The organism is Yoonia rosea, from assembly GCF_900156505.1.
In the GTDB taxonomy this organism is placed as follows: Bacteria; Pseudomonadota; Alphaproteobacteria; order Rhodobacterales; family Rhodobacteraceae; genus Yoonia; species Yoonia rosea.
The window spans coordinates 1239012-1259046 of record NZ_FTPR01000001.1; the positions used below are offsets into that span (position 1 = coordinate 1239012).

Annotated in this window: 18 protein-coding genes; 10 read left to right on the forward strand and 8 right to left on the reverse strand. The window is 58.4% G+C overall.

The window, feature by feature from the left end; all coding sequences use genetic code 11:
• Positions 1-79: 79 nt before the first annotated feature.
• Positions 80-373 carry a hypothetical protein gene (locus B0B09_RS06110; RefSeq protein WP_076658786.1) on the reverse strand — a complete coding sequence of 98 codons (294 nt, stop codon included), beginning with the start codon at positions 371-373 and terminating at the stop codon, positions 80-82.
• An 85-nt stretch (positions 374-458) separates the two neighbouring features.
• Between B0B09_RS06110 and B0B09_RS06115 the strand changes: the two genes are divergently transcribed.
• Positions 459-1073, forward strand: coding sequence for a tetratricopeptide repeat protein (locus tag B0B09_RS06115; RefSeq protein WP_242654350.1), 615 nt, complete (start codon positions 459-461; stop codon positions 1071-1073).
• 9 nt (positions 1074-1082) lie between these two features.
• Here the strand turns inward: B0B09_RS06115 and B0B09_RS06120 are convergent, their stop codons facing one another.
• The 6 genes from B0B09_RS06120 to B0B09_RS06145 all read right to left on the reverse strand — a co-directional run bounded on the left by B0B09_RS06120 (position 1083) and on the right by B0B09_RS06145 (position 6921).
• Entirely contained in the window at positions 1083-1406 is a 324-nt protein-coding gene (locus B0B09_RS06120; RefSeq protein WP_076658789.1) for a hypothetical protein, read from the reverse strand.
• Between the two features lie 122 nt (positions 1407-1528).
• Entirely contained in the window at positions 1529-3043 is a 1515-nt protein-coding gene (locus B0B09_RS06125) for a sugar ABC transporter ATP-binding protein (protein WP_076658793.1), read from the reverse strand.
• A complete protein-coding gene (locus B0B09_RS06130) occupies positions 3040-4041 on the reverse strand; it encodes an ABC transporter permease (RefSeq protein WP_055293189.1) in 1002 nt (333 codons plus the stop codon). Before B0B09_RS06130 ends, B0B09_RS06125 begins: the two co-directional genes overlap by 4 nt.
• A gap of 11 nt (positions 4042-4052) precedes the next feature.
• The gene (locus B0B09_RS06135; protein WP_076658795.1) at positions 4053-5027 is read right to left on the reverse strand and encodes an ABC transporter permease; all 975 of its coding nucleotides are present in this window, start codon (positions 5025-5027) and stop codon (positions 4053-4055) included.
• Positions 5028-5075: 48 nt separating this feature from the next.
• Entirely contained in the window at positions 5076-5873 is a 798-nt protein-coding gene (locus B0B09_RS06140; RefSeq protein ID WP_076658797.1) for an SDR family oxidoreductase, read from the reverse strand.
• Positions 5874-5952: 79 nt separating this feature from the next.
• A complete protein-coding gene (locus B0B09_RS06145; protein ID WP_076659823.1) occupies positions 5953-6921 on the reverse strand; it encodes a sugar ABC transporter substrate-binding protein in 969 nt (322 codons plus the stop codon).
• A gap of 349 nt (positions 6922-7270) precedes the next feature.
• Here B0B09_RS06145 and B0B09_RS06150 point away from each other — a divergent pair, with 349 nt between their 5' ends.
• The 9 genes from B0B09_RS06150 (at position 7271) to B0B09_RS06190 (ending at position 18749) form a co-directional block, all read left to right on the forward strand.
• A complete protein-coding gene (locus tag B0B09_RS06150) occupies positions 7271-8977 on the forward strand; it encodes an extracellular solute-binding protein (RefSeq protein ID WP_242654351.1) in 1707 nt (568 codons plus the stop codon).
• Between the two features lie 35 nt (positions 8978-9012).
• On the forward strand, positions 9013-9822 hold the full coding sequence (locus tag B0B09_RS06155) for an SDR family NAD(P)-dependent oxidoreductase (protein ID WP_076658802.1): 810 nt from the start codon (positions 9013-9015) through the stop codon (positions 9820-9822).
• A 60-nt stretch (positions 9823-9882) separates the two neighbouring features.
• Entirely contained in the window at positions 9883-11193 is a 1311-nt protein-coding gene (locus B0B09_RS06160) for a M24 family metallopeptidase (RefSeq protein ID WP_076658805.1), read from the forward strand.
• 80 nt (positions 11194-11273) lie between these two features.
• Entirely contained in the window at positions 11274-12269 is a 996-nt protein-coding gene (locus B0B09_RS06165) for a thiamine pyrophosphate-dependent dehydrogenase E1 component subunit alpha (RefSeq protein WP_076658808.1), read from the forward strand.
• Between the two features lie 12 nt (positions 12270-12281).
• Positions 12282-13277: an alpha-ketoacid dehydrogenase subunit beta gene (locus tag B0B09_RS06170; protein WP_076658809.1), complete on the forward strand. Its 996-nt coding sequence runs from the start codon at positions 12282-12284 to the stop codon at positions 13275-13277.
• Positions 13267-14535: a biotin/lipoyl-containing protein gene (locus tag B0B09_RS06175; RefSeq protein ID WP_076658812.1), complete on the forward strand. Its 1269-nt coding sequence runs from the start codon at positions 13267-13269 to the stop codon at positions 14533-14535. Before B0B09_RS06170 ends, B0B09_RS06175 begins: the two co-directional genes overlap by 11 nt.
• Before the next feature lie 17 nt (positions 14536-14552).
• The gene (locus tag B0B09_RS06180; RefSeq protein ID WP_076658814.1) at positions 14553-15983 is read left to right on the forward strand and encodes an NAD-dependent succinate-semialdehyde dehydrogenase; all 1431 of its coding nucleotides are present in this window, start codon (positions 14553-14555) and stop codon (positions 15981-15983) included.
• 5 nt (positions 15984-15988) lie between these two features.
• Positions 15989-16870, forward strand: a complete 882-nt coding sequence (locus tag B0B09_RS06185) for a 2-oxo acid dehydrogenase subunit E2 (protein ID WP_076659824.1) — start codon at positions 15989-15991, stop codon at positions 16868-16870.
• Positions 16871-16973: 103 nt separating this feature from the next.
• Positions 16974-18749, forward strand: coding sequence for an SLC13 family permease (locus B0B09_RS06190; protein WP_076658816.1), 1776 nt, complete (start codon positions 16974-16976; stop codon positions 18747-18749).
• Positions 18750-18818: 69 nt separating this feature from the next.
• On the opposite strand, the gene B0B09_RS06195 is transcribed toward B0B09_RS06190, so the two are convergent.
• Positions 18819-20033 carry an MFS transporter gene (locus tag B0B09_RS06195; RefSeq protein WP_076658819.1) on the reverse strand — a complete coding sequence of 405 codons (1215 nt, stop codon included), beginning with the start codon at positions 20031-20033 and terminating at the stop codon, positions 18819-18821.
• Positions 20034-20035 lie beyond the last annotated feature (2 nt).

Below are 20035 nucleotides of genomic sequence, written 5' to 3' on the forward strand. Positions count from 1 at the left end.
ATTCGTTGCTCAAACGGAGGGTATCTGACAGGTAATGCGGAGTATATGCGCTCTCGATATCCCTTAATTTATTGACCTTTCAGAGATACACTTCTAATCCCACCTCCTCCGCCACGACAGCCCAAGCGGCAATCGTGCGCACCAACCGACCATCTGCATCGCGGGATTGCGGTGGCGTTTCAAGACTTTGGCGTTCGGACGACAGGCCATACATTCGCAACCATCCAAAACCGACTGCCGGGCGCTGCAAGGCCTCGATCTTTCGCGCTTGCGACATGTTCGCCTGTTCTTCAAAAACTGGCGTCCCACGCTTCAGTTTGACCTTTTCGCCGATCCGGTCCAGTGTGAAAGTGTTTAGTATATGGTGTTTCATGCGTTTCCTAGGTTCCGCCGTTTGTGTTTCGGCTTTCGTTTTGTCATCGGGGTCTGCCGCAATTGCTCAGAGCTATGATCGGGCGATGACAGCCTTTGATGCGGGGAACTATGAGGTTGCACTCGCAGAGCTTCTTCCCCTTGCGCAAAACGGCGATGTTCTCGCACTCTATAACGTCGGTATAACTTATGAGGATGGCTTCGGGGATTATGCCGAGGCTGCGAAATGGTACCGGCTTGCCGCCAAACAGGGCGACGCTGCAGCGCAGACCAACCTGGGCCATATGTATGACAACGGCCAAGGCGTTCCCCGCGACGACGTGCAGGCTGTGCGGTGGTATCTCAAGGCTGCCGAACAGGGGAATGTCACGGCGCAATTCAATCTTGGCGTGATGTACCGCAATGGTGAGGGTGTACCGCAGGATCTGGCACAAGCGATCAATTGGTACGCGATGGCGGCCAAACAGGGTGACCCTTTTGCACAATCCACCCTTGGCGTCATGCACAGAAATGGCGAGGGCGTCGCGCAAGATGATGTCAAAGCCTATATGTGGTACGCCATTGGTGATGTGAACGGTTTCGAGGGTGGCGATATCCTGCGCGCGTCGGTCGCCCAGGATATGACAGTCGCAGATATCTCGCTTGCGCAACTGATGGCGCATGACTGCCTGAGCAGCGGTTACGCTGATTGCGACTGGTAGGACTTCAATCTAACGGTTGCGCGCCAGTTTCTGCCGACATGCGTCACTGCATGTTTTCGCGTCCGCACGCGCAGTGACCGGCAGTTGCGTCCCGCAGGCAACGCAGCGCCTGACATGCTTTTTGCGCGTGCTTTCCCACTCGACCCTGACCTTGGTCCGGCGCACGGCTTGCCGCTGACTATCGGTGAGCGGGGCACCCCCGTTTTCGCGCCGGAAATCCTCTTTCAGCTCACTGGCTGCCTCTTCTCCGCTCTTTTCTTTCACAGTCGTTTCCTTCAGCGCCGAAAGCACTTTGGTCAACTTGGTAAAGACAGGATCTGGTTTTACGGCCATGACAGTAGCCTAACGACGGATCGCAAAACGGACAAGCGTGACGATGCGCGGGCGCAGTTGTGAGTCGTATGCGTGACAGTCATCGCCAACCCGTGACGGTTAAGCGTGACAACCTGATCGTATCAGGCGACTTTGTTCGTGGGTGTGATTCCGGAAATGGCTTGGATCAGGTTGTCTTCTGTCACTTCTTCACTGGTGAAGGTCCGCATGACCTTGCCGCTGTACATCGCGACAATCCGGTCGCTCACATGCAGCACCTCGGGCATTTCCGAGCTGATGACGATCACGGCATAGCCTTGTGCGGCCAGTTCGCGGATCAGATTATGGATTTCCGACTTTGAGCCCACGTCGATGCCGCGCGTCGGTTCATCGACGATCAGGACATCGGGGTGCATCGACAACCATTTGCCGATCACAATCTTTTGCTGGTTGCCGCCTGACAGATTACCCACGGTCTGTTTCCAGCCGGGCGTGCGAATATCCAGCTTATCGCGGTATTGATCGAAAATCGCGATTTCGGCACCTTCGGCGACAAAGGGGCCTGCTGTCAGATCACTGACCTGCGGCAATGTCATGTTGTCACGACAATTCATGCCAAGGACTAGCCCCTGCCCTTTACGGTCTTCGGGCACCAGTGAAATACCCATCGCGATTGCATCGGCGGGCGAGTTGATCCTGATCTCGTTCCCATCAAGATGAATGGTGCCACCGCTGGGGTTGCGCAGACCAAAGAGCGTTTCGGCAATTTCAGTGCGTCCGGCGCCCACCAATCCGTAGAAGCCCAGAACCTCGCCACGGCGCACCTGAAAACTGACGTTTTCAAAGAGCTTTCCACAGGACAGATCACGCACTTCAAGTGCTACGTCGCCCAACTCATGGGTGACGGCTGCACGGCTGAGGTCAAGCTTGCGCCCGATCATCATCTGCGTGACACCTTCTTCATTAGTCTCGGCAGTGACGACCGTACCCTGATATTGCCCATCGCGCAGCACCGAAATCCGGTCGGTGATCTTGAAAATCTCTTCCATGCGGTGCGAGATATAGATGATCCCCACGCCTTGCGATTTCAGATCGGCGATGACATCGAACAACACGACCTTTTCGGCGTCGGTCAGGGACGCGGTCGGTTCGTCAAAGATCACTGCTTTGGCATCCACGGTCAGCGCACGGGCAATCTCGACCATTTGCTGGTTGGCAATGGACAGGTCGCCAACACGCGTCTTGGCGTTAAAGCCGACTTTCAGCTTCTCAAGGATCGCATCGGTTTGCGCATAAAGCTTGGTCCAGTCCACACGGCCAAATGATTTCAGCGGCAATTCACCCAGATAGATATTTTCCGCCACACTCAGTTCTTCGGCAAGGCTGAGTTCCTGATGGATAAAGACAATCCCTTTGGATTTCGCCTGCAAGGGTGATGTCATGACCGTTGGCACTTCGCTGACGATGATCTGGCCTTCATTGGGCTGGTGGATGCCGCCCAGCACCTTCATCAGGGTCGATTTGCCGGCGCCATTTTCGCCCATCAGCGCGTGCACCTCGCCCGGCATGACCGCAAAGGACACACCATCAAGCGCGCGCACACCGGGAAAAGTTTTGACGATGCCCTCAAGCCGCAGTGCAGGGGTTTGGTCGGTCATGTCTTCAACTCCTCTTTGCCTTTGAGGTTCAACTGGCGGTCAAGAAACAGCACCGCAATCAGGATCAGGCCGATCACAAGGTTCACAGTTTCGGTATCTGCGCCAATGTGGCCCAAGCCTTTGCGCAACAACTGGATCGCCAGAACGCCGCCCAGCGTCCCGATGATGGACCCCGCCCCGCCGGTCAGTTTGGTGCCGCCAAGCACCACCGCCGTAATCACCCAAAGCTCGTAGAGCTGGCCGTCGTTGGGGTTGACCGAACCGGATTCCGAATAAAACACCACGGCCGAGAGTGCGGCCAGAAAGCCGATGATCATGAAGTTGATCATCATATGCGGCCCCACACGGATGCCGGCGTTCACAGCCGCCTCGCGGTTATTGCCGATAGCATAGGCGTTGCGCCCGTGCACCGTGCGCGTCATCACATACCAGATCACGAGGGTGACAGCCGCCAAAAACCATGTGGCCGTATGCAAGCCCAGGAATTGCGCCTCGGCAAAGTCCACCAGTGTCCAGTTCAGCTCGGACGTGGGGTTTTCGCCGTTGTACATAAACACCAGCCCGCGAAAGCCCAGCATCGACCCCAAGGTCACGATGAAGGCATCAACGCCCGTCTTCCACACGATCAGCCCGTTGATAGCGCCAAGCACCACGCCGGTCAGCAGAGCCAGCGCCCAGGACACAGGGATCACCCAATCGCCCAGACCGGCAAAAATCGCCCAGGACATGCTGTCGAGCAGGATCACCGCCGCCAGCGCAAAGATCGCCCCGACGCTCAGGTCGATGTTGCCGTTGATCATGATGATCGTCATGCCCATCGCGATAATCCCAATCGGCGCCGACTGCTTGAGCAGCAGCAGCATATTATCAAGGTCCATGAACGCCTTGTCCGAAAGGGACAGGAACTCACCCGCGACACTGAAGAAGATCAACTCGAGCACCACAAAGGCCCAGATCGCGCCAGTCTTGATGAACGGTGTCATTTTTCCCGCCTGCATATCCCCGCCCCCTAAGCGATGTTCGACCAGAGCTTGCCGCGCTTGGCTGCAATATCGAGCCAGACAGCAAGGATGATGATGATCCAAGTCACAACAAACTGGACGTAGAATTGCAGACCGACCAAAAGCAGTCCGTTCTGGATAAATCCGAGGATCAGCACGCCGATGACGGTCTTGAAGATCGTCCCCGACCCGCCCAGCAGTGACGCACCACCAAGAATGACAGCCGCCAACACTTCAAGTTCAAGCCCTTGCCCCACGGTGTTCTGCGACCCCAAGGACCGGCTGGCCTGAATAAGGCCCGCGGTCGCAACACAGCCCGCCGACATCAGGTAGCAAAGAAATACGGTGCGCGCGCGCTTGATGCCCGAGAACGTGGCCGCCGTGCCGTTGCCGCCAACAGCGTAGACTTTGCGTCCGAAGGGGGTCTTGGCGAGAATAATCCCGAGCAGCGCGGCAAGGGCAAGGAACATCAGGATCGGCACGGGAATGCCCAGCGCCGTGCCTTGCCCGAAGACATCAAACCACGTGCCATCCTTATCGGCGATATCCATATTCTTGCCGCCCGAATAGGTCAGCGTCAGACCATGGATGGCCGATAACATGCCCAAGGTGACAATCAGCGAGTTCAGCTTGAGATACCCCACCAAGAAACCGATGAACGCACCCAGACACAAAGTCATGGCAAACATCGCAGGGATCGCCAGCGCCGGTCCGATCTTGTCGTGCAGATCCAGCACAACGATGGTCGAGAACGACATCATGGAGCCCACCGACAGGTCAAGGTTGCCGCTGATCACCACAAAGGTGACACCCAACGCCATCACACCCAAAATCGCAGAAGACCGGACGACACCCATCACATTATCAGGGCTCAGGAACCGTCCATTGGCCAAGGTAAAGCCGATGATAAAGAACGCAAATGCGATCAGAATACCCTGCCGCGCCAGTATCTTACCAATATCTTGTTTCGACAGTGTCGCCATTTCTTCCTCCCTGAGACCACTTGCGTGGTTTGCTGACCCATCACGGGATCAGACGAGTACCATACCCCCATCGATCATCACGATCTGGCCGGTCATGTAGTCGCTATCCGGCGCTGCCAGATAGTTCGTTGTGCCGGTGATATCGGCAGGGGTGGCGACGCGACCGCGCAAAATCTCGGACGAGAATTCTTCCATCGCCTGACCGGGCCGCTCGGCAGCGCCAATATCCATGAGGTCTTTGTCGACCTGCTCCCACATTTCAGTGGCGACCACGCCGGGTGCGAAACCATTGACGGTGATATTGTGTTTGGCAAGGTCGCGGGCGCCGGACTGCGTCAATGACACAACCGCAAATTTGCTTGCACAATAGGGTGCCACGTTATCAAACCCTTGCCTGCTGGCAATTGAGGCGGTGTTCACAATCTTGCCGCCGGTGCCTTGGGCGATCATCTGATGGGCGGCTTCCTGCATGCCGATCATGCAGCCCAACCCGTTGATCCCCATGATGAAGTTCCAGTTTTCTTCAGTTACATCCAGAAAGTTCATCGGCTTGTTAACGCCAGCGTTGTTGAACATCACGTCCAGCTTTCCAAAGGCGGCAACGGTCTTGGCAATCATCTCTCTGACGGCAGCGCGATCGGTTACATCGACCTTTGCGTGTGTCACCTTCGCACCCAGACCAATGGCTGTGGCGCGGTTCAATTCAGCTATTTCTGCTGCTTTCTCTGCGTTGATATCTGCAAAACATACATCGGCACCCTCTTGGACAAGCGCCTCACCTATTGCGCGACCAATACCCTGCGCGGCACCGGTGACGATACAGGAACGACCGGAAATACGGGCCATCCTATCCCCCCTTTTGTTCTTTATCTTCACGTGAGCGAAGGCGGGAAGCCGAAGCCCCCCGCCCACGTTGGGAGGGTCTTTAGAAGACAGGCTTCGTGAATTCGCTCATATTGTCCTGTGTGATCTTCGGTGTGTCGAAGTAGTTCAGGAACGGCAGCTCTTCACCATTCAGAAGGTCGATCGCAGTCTTCAGCGCGGCTTCTGCATCGTCCACAGGGGATTGATAGATCGAACCCCAGTATTCGCCACGCTCCATTGCCTCGTAACCGACTGCAAAGTTTGTCGCACCGACGAAGGTGATACCCTCGGTCCGGCCAGCGGCATTCGCTGCATTCAATGCACCAACACCCATGTTGTCATCACCAGCGTAAACGCCGTCGATGTCATCATACTTCACAAGAAACGCTTCCATCACCTGTTGTGACTTCTCGCGGTTCCAGTCGCCTGGCTGTGTTTCAACCAATGTTACGTTCGGGCAAACCTCGGGCAGACGGTCTTCAAATCCTTTGGCGCGCTCGATCGCGGTGGTGTAACCGGGTTGACCGGAAATCTGCACAACCTGCGCTTCATTCTCGATGCCCAGCGCCTTGAAGCGGTCACACATAATCTCGGCCGAGCGTGAGCCTTGCGTGATGTTGTCCGGTCCAGAGAAGGACGCGACAAAATCAAAGCCTGCTTCGGCGATGTTGGAGTTGGTCACAACAACGGGAATGTCTGCCTGTGCGGCCTTGCGCACTGCGGGGATCACCGCTTCGCCGTTTGTCGGCCAAATGATGATGGCATCAACCTCTTGCTGAATGAGGTCCTCCATCTGCGCGATCTGGCGGGCAACGTCGCCGCCGGCATCAAGCACGACGACTTCTACATTATCGTTTGCCTCGGCGGCTGCGATGAACGCCTGTTCGTAAGTGGTCTGATAGCTGTCAACGCCCACGTTGTTTTGCGTGATGCCAATGCGCATCGGGCTGTGGCCATCGGCAAAGGCCGCACCGGCTGTTGCAATTGCGGCTGTTGCAACGGTTGCGGTCAAAGTTGTTCGGATCGTCATGTTACGTTTCCTCCCTGAAATCGTCTGATGTTCTTTATCGCCCCACTCCTCCAGCGGGGAATCGCCCTGCATCATTCTGCAGGTGACAATGCCAGCATGCGCGCCGCTGCGACGGCCATCCGCATCATTAATATCCACTTTGAGAAACCATTTATCCATTTTGGATATTTTTGTGATACGATCTGATCCTCCTTAGTTTGATAGTGGACGGACGCAGAAAATGTCAGCCAACAAAACATCCAAAACGAATAAAACGCCTGAAAAGACAGGCGCCACACCACGTAGGGGTGCTTTTCTAACGCCCGGAAAGGGGCATGCAAGCGCAATGAACGCAATGACCGGAGATACCATGAGAAGGTTTGCTGCCCCAGAGGCAAAGACCGCCATGCTTCGTGCCATTGCCTTTGCCGAAGACTTGGGGGACGAGTTGGAAGACTTTGGCCATCTGTCTTCGCCCAATCCCAATATACGGATTATCGCTGCCCTGATGCGCGGCCATATCGAGGGAAAGGTCGTGACGGCCACGTCCCTGATCGGTGCAAGCCGCGCGCCCTATGCCACTGCAAGCCGCCGTTTGCAGGAAATGTTCGAGGCCGGGTTGATTGAAAAGCGTCCGCGGACACGCACAGGAAAAAGCTATTCCATGCACCCCAGCGAGACATTGCTGGACCACTGGATGCAGATGTCGAGCCGCCTTGAGCGCCTTTCAGCAAAGCACTTCGGTAGCACTTCGGCGCTGGGGCGCACCGAGGATTACTATTTTGGCGGCACCTATATGAACGTCAAATCAATCCCGCCTCTGCAAGTCCTGCCCGAGCCGCTTAAACTTGCCGGGGGATTGCGGGTTCTGGTGCATGGTGATCCGACGTTTATGGTCATGGATAATCTCAAACGCCAGTTTGAACAGACGCTTGGCGCCCAAATCCATCAACGTGCCTTTTCGATTGATCGCCTGCGCTCGGAGGCCAAGATCAACGCCGAACGCAAGGCAAGCCGCTATGATATTATCGCGGTCGACCTGCCGTGGGTTGGTGAATTCGCCGACAGTGGAATCCTGATGCCTCTGGAAGAGGTGATGGAGATCGCGCAGCTTGACCCCGCAGATTTCCACACAGCTGGCTGGCAGGCCGCACATTGGAACGGCAAGCTTTACGGGGTTCCGGCACAGACAACGCCTGAGCTGCTGTTCTATCGCAAGGATCTTTTTGCACAGAACGGATTGGTTCCCCCGCAGACAACGGACGAATTGCTGACCGCGGCCAAAGCCCTGCATGCACCGCAGCGGGGGCAGTACGGCATCGCATGGAACGCGGCGCGGGGCACGGCTTTGGGCCACACGGTTCTTATGACTTTGGCAGACTTTGGTCAGCCTATCCTTGATCTTCCCAGGATTGCGGGCGGTTTTGACACCGCGCATCTTGCGAAAGGCCAGTATCGCGTCACGATTGATACAGAAGCGGGACTGCGCGCTGCCGAGTTTCTTCTTGAACTTTTGCAATACTCGCCGCCCGAAATCCTGTCGATGTCCTGGTATGAACGGGTCCGCCCCTATGCAAGCGGCCGCATTGCAATGGCCTACGGCTATACCCTGCTTGCCCCCTATTTCGAGCTCGACGATTCATCGCCTGCGCAAAAGCAAACAGGTTATCTGCCGCATCCGGCGGGTCCGAATGCATCACCGGTCGCCCCTGTCGGCGGCTATATGATGGGTATTCCTGCAAATCTGCCCAAGGAACGCGTCGCGGATGCCGTGGCGGCCTTGCGGGTCTTTACATCGCCCGAAGCACAAAAACTCTACGTCCAGAACGGCAGCCGCACAAACCCACGGTACTCTGTTGCGGCTGATCCCGATGTGCGGCGCGTATCGCCCATTTTTGAAGCCGTCGACGCCATGTCATGGCGCGACGAGCTGCAATTCTGGCCGCGCCCGCCGATCCCCGAGATCAACGAAATCATCCAGATTTGCGGTGAGGAATTCCACGACATGCTGCGTGGAATTGTCAGCCCCAAAGAAGCACTGCGTCGCGCACAAGGGAGGGCCGACGCCATCATCTAACGCACGGGTTTACGTGACAACAGGAGGAGAGACCAATGGACCCCAATCGCCTGAAAGGGAAAAACATTCTGATCACCGGTGCCGCGCGCGGCATGGGAGAAGCCAACGCCAAGGCCTTTGCCGCCCAAGGCGCCAATGTCTGCATCGGCGATCTGGACGGGGATCAGGCACAAGCCGTGGCCGACGCGATCAATGCCGAAGGCAATGGCAAGGCAATTGCGGTCAAGATGGATGTGACCAAGCGCGAAGATAACGTCGCCGCCGTTGCCGCCACGGTTGAGGCATTCGGATCCATCAATGTAGGCGTCTTCAACGCCGGTCTGAACAAACCCCGTTTCTTCATGGATATCGACGAAGACAACTGGGACATGATCATGAACGTCAACACCAAGGCCATGTGGCTGGGGATGCAGGAAACCGCCCGCCAGATGATCGCGCAGGGTCCGATGGAGGATCACCCCTATAAGCTGATCAACGTCGGCTCGATTGCGTCGCGCAAGCCGCTGGTTGATGTGACCGTCTATTGCACCTCGAAATACGGCTGTCTGGCGCTGACGCACTGCGGTGCGATTGGTCTGGCTGAGCATAATATCACCGTCAACGGCTATGCGCCCGGTGTTGTTGTGACGCCGCTTTGGGAACAACTCGACAAGGATCTTGTCGATATCGGGTTCAAGGAAAAAGAAGGCCAGGCCTATGACGACATCGTGCGCGATGCGCTCCAGATCAAGCGCGTGTCCTACCCCAAGGACATTGTGGGCACTGCCTCTTTCCTCGCGTCCGATGACAGCGATTACATGACCGGCCAGATGATCCACATCGATGGCGGCTGGTGCATCCAGTAACGCACCACCCTTTCAAATTCCAAAATTCAGACGGGGCCATGCGCCCCGAAGGAGACCGCAATGTCAGAACGTCCGGGCAACGCCCTAATGCCAAACCTGCTCACCCCCATGGACCTCGAGCCCAACTGGGAATGGCGCGACAAGCTGCCGGCCCATGGCCATATGTCCGTGGATTTCGAACGCCGCATCGATCACGACCGCCTGCGCCGTTACCGCCTTGCGCGCACGCGCCAGTCTTTGCAAAACTCGAACGCGGGTACACTGCTGTTGTTCGATGTGAACAATATCCGCTACGTCAGCGCGACCAAGATCGGTGAATGGGAACGCGACAAGATGTGCCGTTTCTGTCTGCTGACAGGCGATGACAGCCCCTATGTGTGGGATTTCGGATCGGCCGCAGAGCACCACAAGCGCCATTCTGACTGGCTGGAACCCAGCCACTGCCTTGCCGGTGTTGTGGGCATGCGCGGCACGATCCCGCCGGAATTCGGGCTCATGAAAAAATACGCCAAGCAGATCGCCGGATTGATCCGCGATGCCGGCATGGCCGATATGCCCGTGGGGGTGGACTATGCTGAAACGGCCATGTTCCACGCGCTGCAAGAAGAGGGACTGAACGTGGTCGATGGCCAGCAGATCATGCTGGCGGCGCGCGAAATCAAGAACACGGATGAAATCCAGCTTTTGACCCAAGCGGCAGCCATGGTCGATGGCGTTTATCATATGATCTACGAAGAGCTGAAACCGGGCATCCGCGAAAACGATATCGTCGCCTTGTCCAACAAGATGCTTTACGAGATGGGATCCGATGATGTCGAGGCGATCAATGCTATTTCCGGCGAACGCTGCAACCCGCATCCGCATAACTTCACCGACCGTCTGATCCGACCGGGCGATCAGGCGTTTTTTGATATCCTGCAATCCTATCAGGGCTATCGCACCTGTTATTACCGCACCTTCAACGTCGGCCGCGCGACCCCGTCACAGAATGACGCCTATACCAAGGCACGCGAATGGATCGACGCGTCCATCGCGATGATCAAACCGGGCGTATCGACCGATAAGGTGGCCGAGGTCTGGCCAACGGCCCAAGAGCTGGGTTTCGCAAGCGAGGATCAGGCCTTTGGTCTGCAATTTGGTCACGGGCTTGGTCTGGCGCTGCATGAACGGCCCATCATCAGCCGTGCGGTGTCGATGGATCACCCGATGGAGATCAAGACCGGCATGGTCTTTGCGCTGGAAACCTACTGCCCCGCCACCGACGGCTATTCCGCCGCGCGGATCGAGGAAGAAGTCGTCGTGACCGAGACAGGGTGCGAGGTGATCAGCCTGTTCCCTGCCGAAGAGCTGCCTATCGCCAACCGCTACTAGACCACTGACAGGCCGCTGCATTTCCGTAGCGGCCTGCACATCACGCCTCATCAAACGATCCGGCAAGGGGGGAGCCTGCCATGGCCAAAACCAAAACAAATTCCGAGGACTATCTGCGCATGTACCGCCAGATGGTCCGTATCCGCAGCTTTGAAGACAACGCAAACCAGCTGTATCTCTCGGCCAAAATGCCGGGCCTGACCCATATGTATTCCGGCGAAGAGGCCGTCGCCGTCGGCATCTGCGAGGCGCTGAAAACCACCGACAAGATCACGTCTACCCACCGTGGCCACGGGCACTGCGTGGCCAAGGGCGCTGACTTTAAAGAGATGTTCTGCGAGCTTTTGGGCAAGGAAGAAGGCTATTGCCGCGGCAAGGGCGGCTCGATGCATATCGCGGATCAGTCCAACGGAAACCTTGGGGCCAACGCCATCGTAGGCGGGTCTATGGGGATCGCCACGGGGTCTGCCTTTACCGCCAAAATGCTGGGCCGCGATGACGTCACCGTCTGTTTCTTTGGTGACGGCGCCACCGCACAGGGCCTGATGTACGAGGTCATGAATATGGCGGCCCTCTGGAACCTGCCCGTCATCTATGCCTGTGAAAACAACGGCTATTCCGAATACACCAAAACCGAAGAAATCGCCGCCGGTTCCATCACCGCCCGCGCCGAGGCCTTCGGGATCGAAGCGCATCAGGTGGATGGGCAGGATGTTCTGGCCGTCAACAAGCTGGCCAACGATCTGGTTGCCCGTGCCCGCAAGGGCGAAGGCCCGTTCTTTATCGAACTGATGACCTACCGCTACCACGGCCACCATGTGGGCGACATCAACCGCGAGTATTACCGGTCCAAGGACGAAGAGAAGGACTGGAAAGACAACCGCGACCCAATCATCCGGTTCCGCGCGCATCTGGTCAGCGAAGGCCTTGCCACCGAGGAAGAGATCGACGCGCTCAACGCCGAGATCGCCAAAGACGCCGAAGAGGCCGTCAAATATGCGCTTGATGCGAAATATCCCGATGTCTCCGAAGTCGACATGCACGTCTTTTCCGACATCAAACACGCGCTGGCATAAGGAGAATTTGCGATGCGAGAGATCACCCTATCCCAAGCCGTGAACGAAGCACTGGCCGAAGAAATGCGCCGCGACGAGACCGTGTTCATCATCGGTGAGGACGTGGCCGAAGCCGGCACACCGTTCAAAGTCCTTTCCGGTCTGGTCGAGGAATTCGGCACAGGTCGCGTGGTCGACACCCCGATCGCCGAACCCGGCTTTATGGGGCTTGCCGTCGGCGCGGCTATGACCGGCACGCGCCCTGTGGTCGATCTGATGTTTGGCGATTTCATCTTCCTGATCATGGACCAGCTCTGCAATCAGGCGGCCAAGACGCACTATATGTCCGGTGGCAAACTCAGCGTGCCACTTGTCTTGCGCACCAATATGGGGGCGACGCGCCGCTCTGCGGCACAGCATAGCCAGTCGCTCCATGCGCTTGTTGCCCATATTCCCGGCCTCAAGGTTGCAATGCCGTCTTCAGCCTATGAGGCGAAGGGCCTGATGAAAACCGCGATCCGCGACAATAATCCGGTCGTCATTTTCGAAGACAAGCTGATGTATCAGGATAAGGCCCCAGTGCCCGAAGAAGAATACCTGATCCCCTTTGGCGAGGCGAATATCAAGCGCGAAGGCAGCGACATCACATTGATCGGCACATCTTCTATGGTGCAGGTTTGCGAGAAAGCCGCCGAAATTCTGGCCGCTGAAGGTATCAGCGCCGAGGTGATCGACCCGCGCACGATCGTGCCGCTGGATGAAAAGACCTTGCTGGAATCTGCGCGCAAGACCAGCCGCGTGATCGTGGTGGACGAGGGCCACCAGAGCTTTGGTGTGACCAGCGAAATCGCAAGCCGGATCAATGAAAAGGCGTTCTATCACCTTGATGCCCCTGTGCTCCGCATGGGCGCGATGGATGTGCCGATCCCTTTCAGCCCCACGCTTGAAGACATCACAGTGCCCACGCCCGAAGGTGTCGCCGCCAAGGCGCGGCTGCTGGTCGGCGGGGAGATGATCCATGCCGCTTGACGTCATCATGCCCGCGCTCGGTATGGCCCAGGAAACGGGCCTGATCGTCGCGTGGCACAAACAACCCGGCGATGCGGTCACCAAGGGTGACATTCTGTTCGAGGTCGAAACCGACAAGGCCACGATGGAGATCGAGGCCGCCGCTGACGGTTTTCTAACCGACGTCGCCGCCGGCGAAGGGACCGACGTGCCGGTAGGCAACGTCATCGCAAAAATCTCTGACAGTGCCGAAAGCGCAGCCTCCGCCCCTGCCGAGGAGGCGGCCCCTGCCCCATCAGACGATCTGCCCGAAGGCAAGGAAGTTATCATGCCCACGCTGGGCATGGCGCAGGATTCGGGTCTGCTGGTCGCATGGCATAAAAACCCCGGCGATGCGGTTAGCGTCGATCACATTTTGTTCGAAGTCGAAACCGACAAAAGCGTCAACGAAGTCAACGCAGGCTTTGACGGCTACCTTGGTGCAACACTCGCCGAAGCAGGCGAAGACGTGCCCACCGGCCAGACCATCGCGATCATTACTGCTGAAAAGCCCGCCAACCCTGTCGCACGCAAAAGTGCTGCGGCCCCTGCACCGCAAGCCGCCGTTGTAGAGGAAAAACCCGCACCCGTCGCCAAGGCGCAACCGGCGAAAGTGGCCCCTGCCCCCGCAACCCACGGGCGCATCCTTGCGTCACCCAAACTGCGGCGGCTGGCGCTCGAGCAAGGGCTGGATTTGCAGCGACTGGTCGACGCGGGGCATCCGCAACCGTTCCATGTCAAAGACCTCGACGCGCTACGCGCATTGCCGCAAACCTCTGGCGCAACGCAAACGACCGCAGCGCAGGTCTCTGGCCGTTTGACGGCCGAGATTGCAAGCGAAGGTTTCACCGATTTCGCCGACTGGGCCGCGAAATCCGCACAACTGACCGATACCGCGGCTCTGCTCGCAGGTCTCTGCGCCGCGAGCCACGGCAGCGATACGACAATAGCCGTCGAAAGCTTTGGCATGACCAAGACCTACGCGGCCTCCGCCCAACTCAGCGCCACAGACCCGACCGAGGACGCCGCCCGACTGCGGGTCCGCGACTTGCGCTTCAGCGCGATTACAAGCGTGGCTGTCGGGGCCGAGGACGTGCCGACACTGACGCTCACGCGCACCGGCACTGGCCTCACGATCACGCTTGAATTTGCGCCTGCGCAACTGGCGCCAAGTGACGCGATCACCCTTCTTTCCAACTTCGCAGGCCGGATGGAGCAACCGCTCCGCCACCTGCTCTGACCACATCGGAGACCAAAATGGACTTTACCGATCTTTACATCGACGGCGCATGGCACAAAGGCGCATCTGGGGAACGCTTTGACGTGATCAACCCCGCCACAGAACAGGTGATCGCCTCGGTCGCCTCGGCCGAGATTGCCGACGCTGACGCCGCCCTTGATGCCGCCCAAGCCGCAATGAAGGAATGGGCCGCCAAAACACCGCGCCACCGCTCTGAAGTGCTGCGCAAGGCGTGGGAGTTGATGACAGCGAGGCTCGAAGATTTTGCCCATCTGATCACGCTGGAAAACGGCAAGGCCCGCACCGATGCCATGGGCGAAGCGACCTATGCCGCCGAATTTTTCCGCTGGTTTGCCGAAGAAGCCGTGCGCGCCGACGGGATGCTGACCCATGCCCCCGCATCCGGCGCGCGGATTATGGTGCAGCATAAACCCGCAGGGCTTGCCGTGCTGGTGACCCCGTGGAACTACCCCGCCGCGATGGGGACGCGCAAAATCGCGCCCGCGCTGGCAGCTGGTTGTGCGGTCATCATCAAACCCGCCTCGGAAACGCCGCTGACAATGCTCGCGCTTATGCCACTTCTGGAAGAGGCCGGCGTGCCTAAGGGCCTTGTCAACGTGCTGCCGTCCAAGCGCACCGGTGCTTTGGTCGATCACATGCTGCATGACCCGCGCGTGCGGGTCGTGTCCTTTACCGGATCTACCGGCGTGGGCCGCAAACTGCTGCATTCAGCGGCGGATCAGGTCCTGAAACCTGCGATGGAACTGGGCGGCAACGCACCCTTGCTGGTGTTTGAAGATGCCGATCTTGATGTCGCCGTCGAAGGCGCGATGCTGGCAAAGATGCGCAATCTGGGCGAGGCCTGTACCGCCGCCAACCGCATCTACGTGCACGCGGATGTGGCTGAAGCCTTCACTGCCAAATTCACCGCCGCAATGGCCGCCTTGAAGGTCGGCGACGGCACAGACCCATCCGTTGATGTGGGCCCTTTGGTGAATGCAGACACCCGCGACAAGGTCGCCGCTTTCGTGGCGGATGCCGTCGCCAAGGGTGCCAAAATCGAATGTGGCGGCACCACGCCCAACGGAAAGGGCTTTTTCTACCCGCCGACCGTCATGTCCAATGTCTCGCAGGACGCGGATTGCGTGCATGACGAAATCTTCGGCCCTGTCGCCGCGATCCAGACATTCACCGATCAGGAAGACGTGATCCGCCGCGCCAATGACACCGAATACGGGCTTGTGGCCTATGTCTTTTCCGAAGATATGAAGCGCGCCTTGCAGGTCTGCGAACGGCTGGAATACGGGATGGTCGGCCTGAACCGCGGTTTGGTCTCTGATCCCGCAGCACCCTTTGGCGGCGTGAAACAGTCAGGCCTCGGCCGTGAAGGCGGGCACGAGGGCATGCTCGAATTCATGGAAACGCAATACATCTCGGCCAGCTGGTGAATGTGATGACAGATGTAATCGCCTCTCCTTCCGTCCGCACCCTTGCAGGTCAAAAAGGCATTGATCTGGAAAAACTGGCCCGCGATCTGGGCCGGACCACCATCGCCCGTGAGGATCTGACGGGCGATGCCAAGCCCGGTGCCGCCCCGAGCGACCACAGCAAGTATTGGGACGTCGATCACAGTCAGTTCGGCCCCGTGACCGAAGAACCGCTCAGCCGCTTTGCGCAAGTGGCCGCTGGCAATCTGGGTGCGGCGAACGCAATGATCCCGCAGGTCACCCACCACGACCGCGCCGATGTCTCGGCGATTGAGGCACTGCGCAAAGAGTTGAAACCGGAGGCGCAAGCGCGCGGTGTCAAGCTCACCACGTTGGCGTTTCAGGTCAAGGCGCTGGCACGGGCCCTGCGTGAATTCCCGCGTTTCAATGCGTCGCTGACACCGGATGGCAGGACACTGATCCTCAAGGACTATGTCCATATCGGGATCGCCGTTGATACCGCCCACGGCCTGATGGTGCCCGTGATCCGTGATGCGGACCGCAAGGGGCTTTGGCAGATCGCAAGCGAGATCACCGATCTGGCGGCGCGCGCACAAGCCCGCAAGGTGGGCCCCGATGAAATGGGTGGCGCGTCTATGTCGATCAGTAATCTGGGCGGGATCGGCGGCACAGCCTTCACCCCCATCGTGAACCCGCCCGAGGTGGCAATCCTTGGCCTGACGCGCACCGAAATCACCCCCGTCTGGGATGGCGCGGCCTTTCAGCCCAAACCGATGGTACCGCTTGACCTGAGCTATGATCACCGCGTGATCAATGGGGCCGAGGCCGCACGCTTTGTCAGCTATCTGGCCGGTCTGTTGGGCGATCCCCGCAGGATGATGATCTAACGGACAAGCCACCGATCCTTTAGCCGTCAGGTGCAAGCAAATGATCCCGCTGGTGGCGCAAAGTGGCATTTCCACTTTGATCAAAGCGCTCTAGGGTGCGGCCATGCAGGATCAACTGACACAGATATTTGTACTCCTTGGCATCGTCTTCGCGCTGCTTGTCTGGGGGCGTATCCGATACGATCTGGTCGCGTTCGGCGCTCTGATCATTGGGGCAACAATCGGCCTTGTGCCCACCGAAGATGTCTTTTCGGGGTTCGGGCACGCGGCCGTGGCGATTATTGCCCTGGTTCTGATTGTCAGCCGCGGGCTGTCATCATCCGGGGCGGTGGAACTGATTGCATCGCGGCTGATCAACCCTGACCGGCCCGTCCAGTTGCATATCGCTGTTATCGGCGCGCTGGCTGCGGGATTGTCGGCCATCGTCAATAATGTGGCCGCGCTCGCACTTCTTATGCCGCTTGACGTTGAAGCCGCAAAGAAGGCCAAGCGTGCAGCGGGGCAAACGCTGATGCCGCTGTCTTTTGCGACCATTCTGGGCGGGATGATTACATTGATCGGGACGCCACCCAATATTGTCATATCCGAATACCGGCAAACTGCCTTGGGCGAACCTTACGGGATGTTTGATTTTGCCCCTGTCGGCCTTGCTGTGGCGATAACGGGCATTGCGTTTGTATCGCTGTTCGGGTGGCGGCTCTTGCCGTCGCGTACCTCGGTCATGGACCAGAAAAAGGACGTCGGCCAGGGACGTTATGTGGCGGAACTGCGGATCGGCGAACAATCCTTGGAAGAGGGAATGTTGGTCGCTGATCTTTACCCCAAAGCGAATGACGCTGACGTCAATATTCTTGGCCTGATCCGGCGCGGCAAACGCATCCGCGGTCTTGCGCGACGTGTTGAATTACAGGCGGGTGATTTTCTTGTGGTCGAAGGGGACCCAAAGGCAATCGAGGCCTTCATGGGTCAGGCTGGGCTTGATTTTGCAGGATCCGAAAAGCACGAAGGCGGCGTGGTTGCACCCGGTCTCACGCTGACCGAGGCCATCGTGCCCGAAGGGGCGCGGATTGACGGGCGCACGGCACGCAGCCTGAATTTATTGCAACGTCACGCGGTTACCCTGTTGGGTGTGGCGCGGGGCGGGCGGAATTTTCAGGACCGTGTGCGCCTTTTGCCGATCCGTGCGGGTGATGTGCTGCTGCTTCTGGGGCCACCGGACCGCGTGGCGGACGCCATTGACTGGCTTGGCGTATTCCCTCTTGAAGGACGCCAGACCGAGGTTGTCCAGCGCAGCAAAGCGGGCCTGTCCATTGGGGTCTTTCTGGCCGCTGTCGGATTGGCGGTTTTGGGACTCGTGCCTTTATCGGTCGCGCTGGGGGGCGCTGTGATCGCCTATGTCGCGTTCGGCCTTGTCAGCGCGCGCGAGGTCTATGCGTCGGTCGAGTGGAAAGTCATCGTCCTGCTGGCCAGCCTGATCCCGCTGGCAGAGGCGTTCGACCATTTCGGTGGTGCCGATCTGATCGCAAGAGAGATCGTCAGCCTGAGCGCAGGATACCCCGCGTGGGTGTCGCTTGTCGCGCTGATGATCGTGACCATGACCCTGTCTGATTTCCTGAACAATGTCGCAACCACTTTGATTGCCGCCCCGATCTCGATGTCAATCGCGACGGCGACGGACACAAACCCTGATACATACTTGATGACCGTTGCGGTGGCTGCGTCCTGCGCGTTCCTCACACCCATCGGGCACAAGAACAACACCCTTATTCTGGGCCCGGGCGGGTATCGTTTCGGCGACTACTGGCGCCTCGGCCTGCCGCTGGAAATCATAGTAATCTGCGTTGCGGTGCCGACGATCCTTGTCGTCTGGCCTTTGTGATCAAGGGCAATTTCCGGTCGTGCCGATCACCCTGCTCCCCGCAGGTTCGCGGATCGTTATTGCGCCGACCTAACGCTTGCGGTCCGGACGTTTGGGATCAAGCCGGAAAATTAGCGGAACAATAGCGATGACGCAGACCGCCGCCACAAGGAAGGGCGCACCCGGCAGATAGAGCCCCTCCTCATTGACTGATCGTTCAAACACACCTGTCAGAAACAGCGGCGCCGTGACGGCCGCGACAGATGACAAAGAGGCGATCACACCCTGCACCAGCCCTTGCTGGTCCTCGTCCACCCGATTGGCAGCGAAAGCGGTAATCAAAGGGGGAGCCATATCCGACAAAGCGGCAATGGGCAGGAACAAGAACACAGCCCAGACCGCCGTTGTTGCGCCGAACCCCACCAGTCCGATGATGGCGGCGGCTGTTGCGATCAGCAGTGTCTGGTAGTCACCATAGCGTCCCGTCAGACGCGGCAGAATACCCGCCTGCACGAGTGCGATCAGAATACCATATCCCGACAGCGTCAGCCCGATGGTGAAACCGTCCCAGCTGAACACCTCGCGCCCCCAGAACGCCCAGAGCGTCGGGTAGACCATATTGGCAAACTCGAACACAAAGATACAAACCAGTGGCACGGCGAGCCCCGGAATAAGAAAGGCACGCGTAATGGTGCCGAAGGGGTTCAGATCACGCCGCCCGAAGGGACGCCGGTTTTCGGGCTTGAGCGATTCTGGCAACAGGAAGAACCCAAACGCCACATTGAGTGCCGACAAACCGGCTGCGATCCAGAACGGCGCAGTGATGTGCCACCCCGATGCCAAACCGCCCAGTGCGGGGCCCATGACAAACCCCACACCGAAAGCGGCGCCGATCATCCCAAAGGCCGCCCCCCGCTCCTCGGGTTTTGCAATATCCGCGATATAGGCTGTGGCCGTGATATAGGTCGCACCCGCCATCCCAGCGAGGACACGCCCCACAAGCAAAACCCAATAGGTCCCTGCCAGCGCCATGATCACGTAATCGATGGTCAGCGTCACCAATGCGAAAATCAGGACCGGCCTGCGGCCATAAGCATCTGACAAGCTGCCGACAATGGGGCCGAAAAGAAACATGGCAGCCGCATAGGCCGACATCATGACACCGCCCAATACCGCGCCCTCGGCAGTGCTGGTGGCGCCGACACGGTCCATCAGGTCGGGCAAAATGGGAAAAACGATACCCACCCCGATGGCATCAATCACAAGCGTCATCAGAATGAAAAGAAAGGGGCCGTTCAACTTCATGC

Bases quoted from the DNA above. Each gene is read 5' to 3' on its own strand.
- B0B09_RS06125 (WP_076658793.1), bottom strand. From the start codon at position 3,043: ATGACCGACCAAACCCCTGCACTGCGGCTTGAGGGCATCGTCAAAACT.
- B0B09_RS06195 (WP_076658819.1), bottom strand. From the start codon at position 20,033: ATGAAGTTGAACGGCCCCTTTCTTTTCATTCTGATGACGCTTGTGATT.
- B0B09_RS06145 (WP_076659823.1), bottom strand. From the start codon at position 6,921: ATGACGATCCGAACAACTTTGACCGCAACCGTTGCAACAGCCGCAATT.
- B0B09_RS06175 (WP_076658812.1), top strand. From the start codon at position 13,267: ATGCCGCTTGACGTCATCATGCCCGCGCTCGGTATGGCCCAGGAAACG.
- B0B09_RS06190 (WP_076658816.1), top strand. From the start codon at position 16,974: ATGCAGGATCAACTGACACAGATATTTGTACTCCTTGGCATCGTCTTC.
- B0B09_RS06120 (WP_076658789.1), bottom strand. From the start codon at position 1,406: ATGGCCGTAAAACCAGATCCTGTCTTTACCAAGTTGACCAAAGTGCTT.
- B0B09_RS06170 (WP_076658809.1), top strand. From the start codon at position 12,282: ATGCGAGAGATCACCCTATCCCAAGCCGTGAACGAAGCACTGGCCGAA.
- B0B09_RS06115 (WP_242654350.1), top strand. From the start codon at position 459: ATGACAGCCTTTGATGCGGGGAACTATGAGGTTGCACTCGCAGAGCTT.
- B0B09_RS06160 (WP_076658805.1), top strand. From the start codon at position 9,883: ATGTCAGAACGTCCGGGCAACGCCCTAATGCCAAACCTGCTCACCCCC.
- B0B09_RS06110 (WP_076658786.1), bottom strand. From the start codon at position 373: ATGAAACACCATATACTAAACACTTTCACACTGGACCGGATCGGCGAA.
- B0B09_RS06140 (WP_076658797.1), bottom strand. From the start codon at position 5,873: ATGGCCCGTATTTCCGGTCGTTCCTGTATCGTCACCGGTGCCGCGCAG.
- B0B09_RS06180 (WP_076658814.1), top strand. From the start codon at position 14,553: ATGGACTTTACCGATCTTTACATCGACGGCGCATGGCACAAAGGCGCA.
- B0B09_RS06155 (WP_076658802.1), top strand. From the start codon at position 9,013: ATGGACCCCAATCGCCTGAAAGGGAAAAACATTCTGATCACCGGTGCC.
- B0B09_RS06135 (WP_076658795.1), bottom strand. From the start codon at position 5,027: ATGGCGACACTGTCGAAACAAGATATTGGTAAGATACTGGCGCGGCAG.
- B0B09_RS06165 (WP_076658808.1), top strand. From the start codon at position 11,274: ATGGCCAAAACCAAAACAAATTCCGAGGACTATCTGCGCATGTACCGC.
- B0B09_RS06185 (WP_076659824.1), top strand. From the start codon at position 15,989: ATGACAGATGTAATCGCCTCTCCTTCCGTCCGCACCCTTGCAGGTCAA.
- B0B09_RS06130 (WP_055293189.1), bottom strand. From the start codon at position 4,041: ATGCAGGCGGGAAAAATGACACCGTTCATCAAGACTGGCGCGATCTGG.
- B0B09_RS06150 (WP_242654351.1), top strand. From the start codon at position 7,271: ATGAGAAGGTTTGCTGCCCCAGAGGCAAAGACCGCCATGCTTCGTGCC.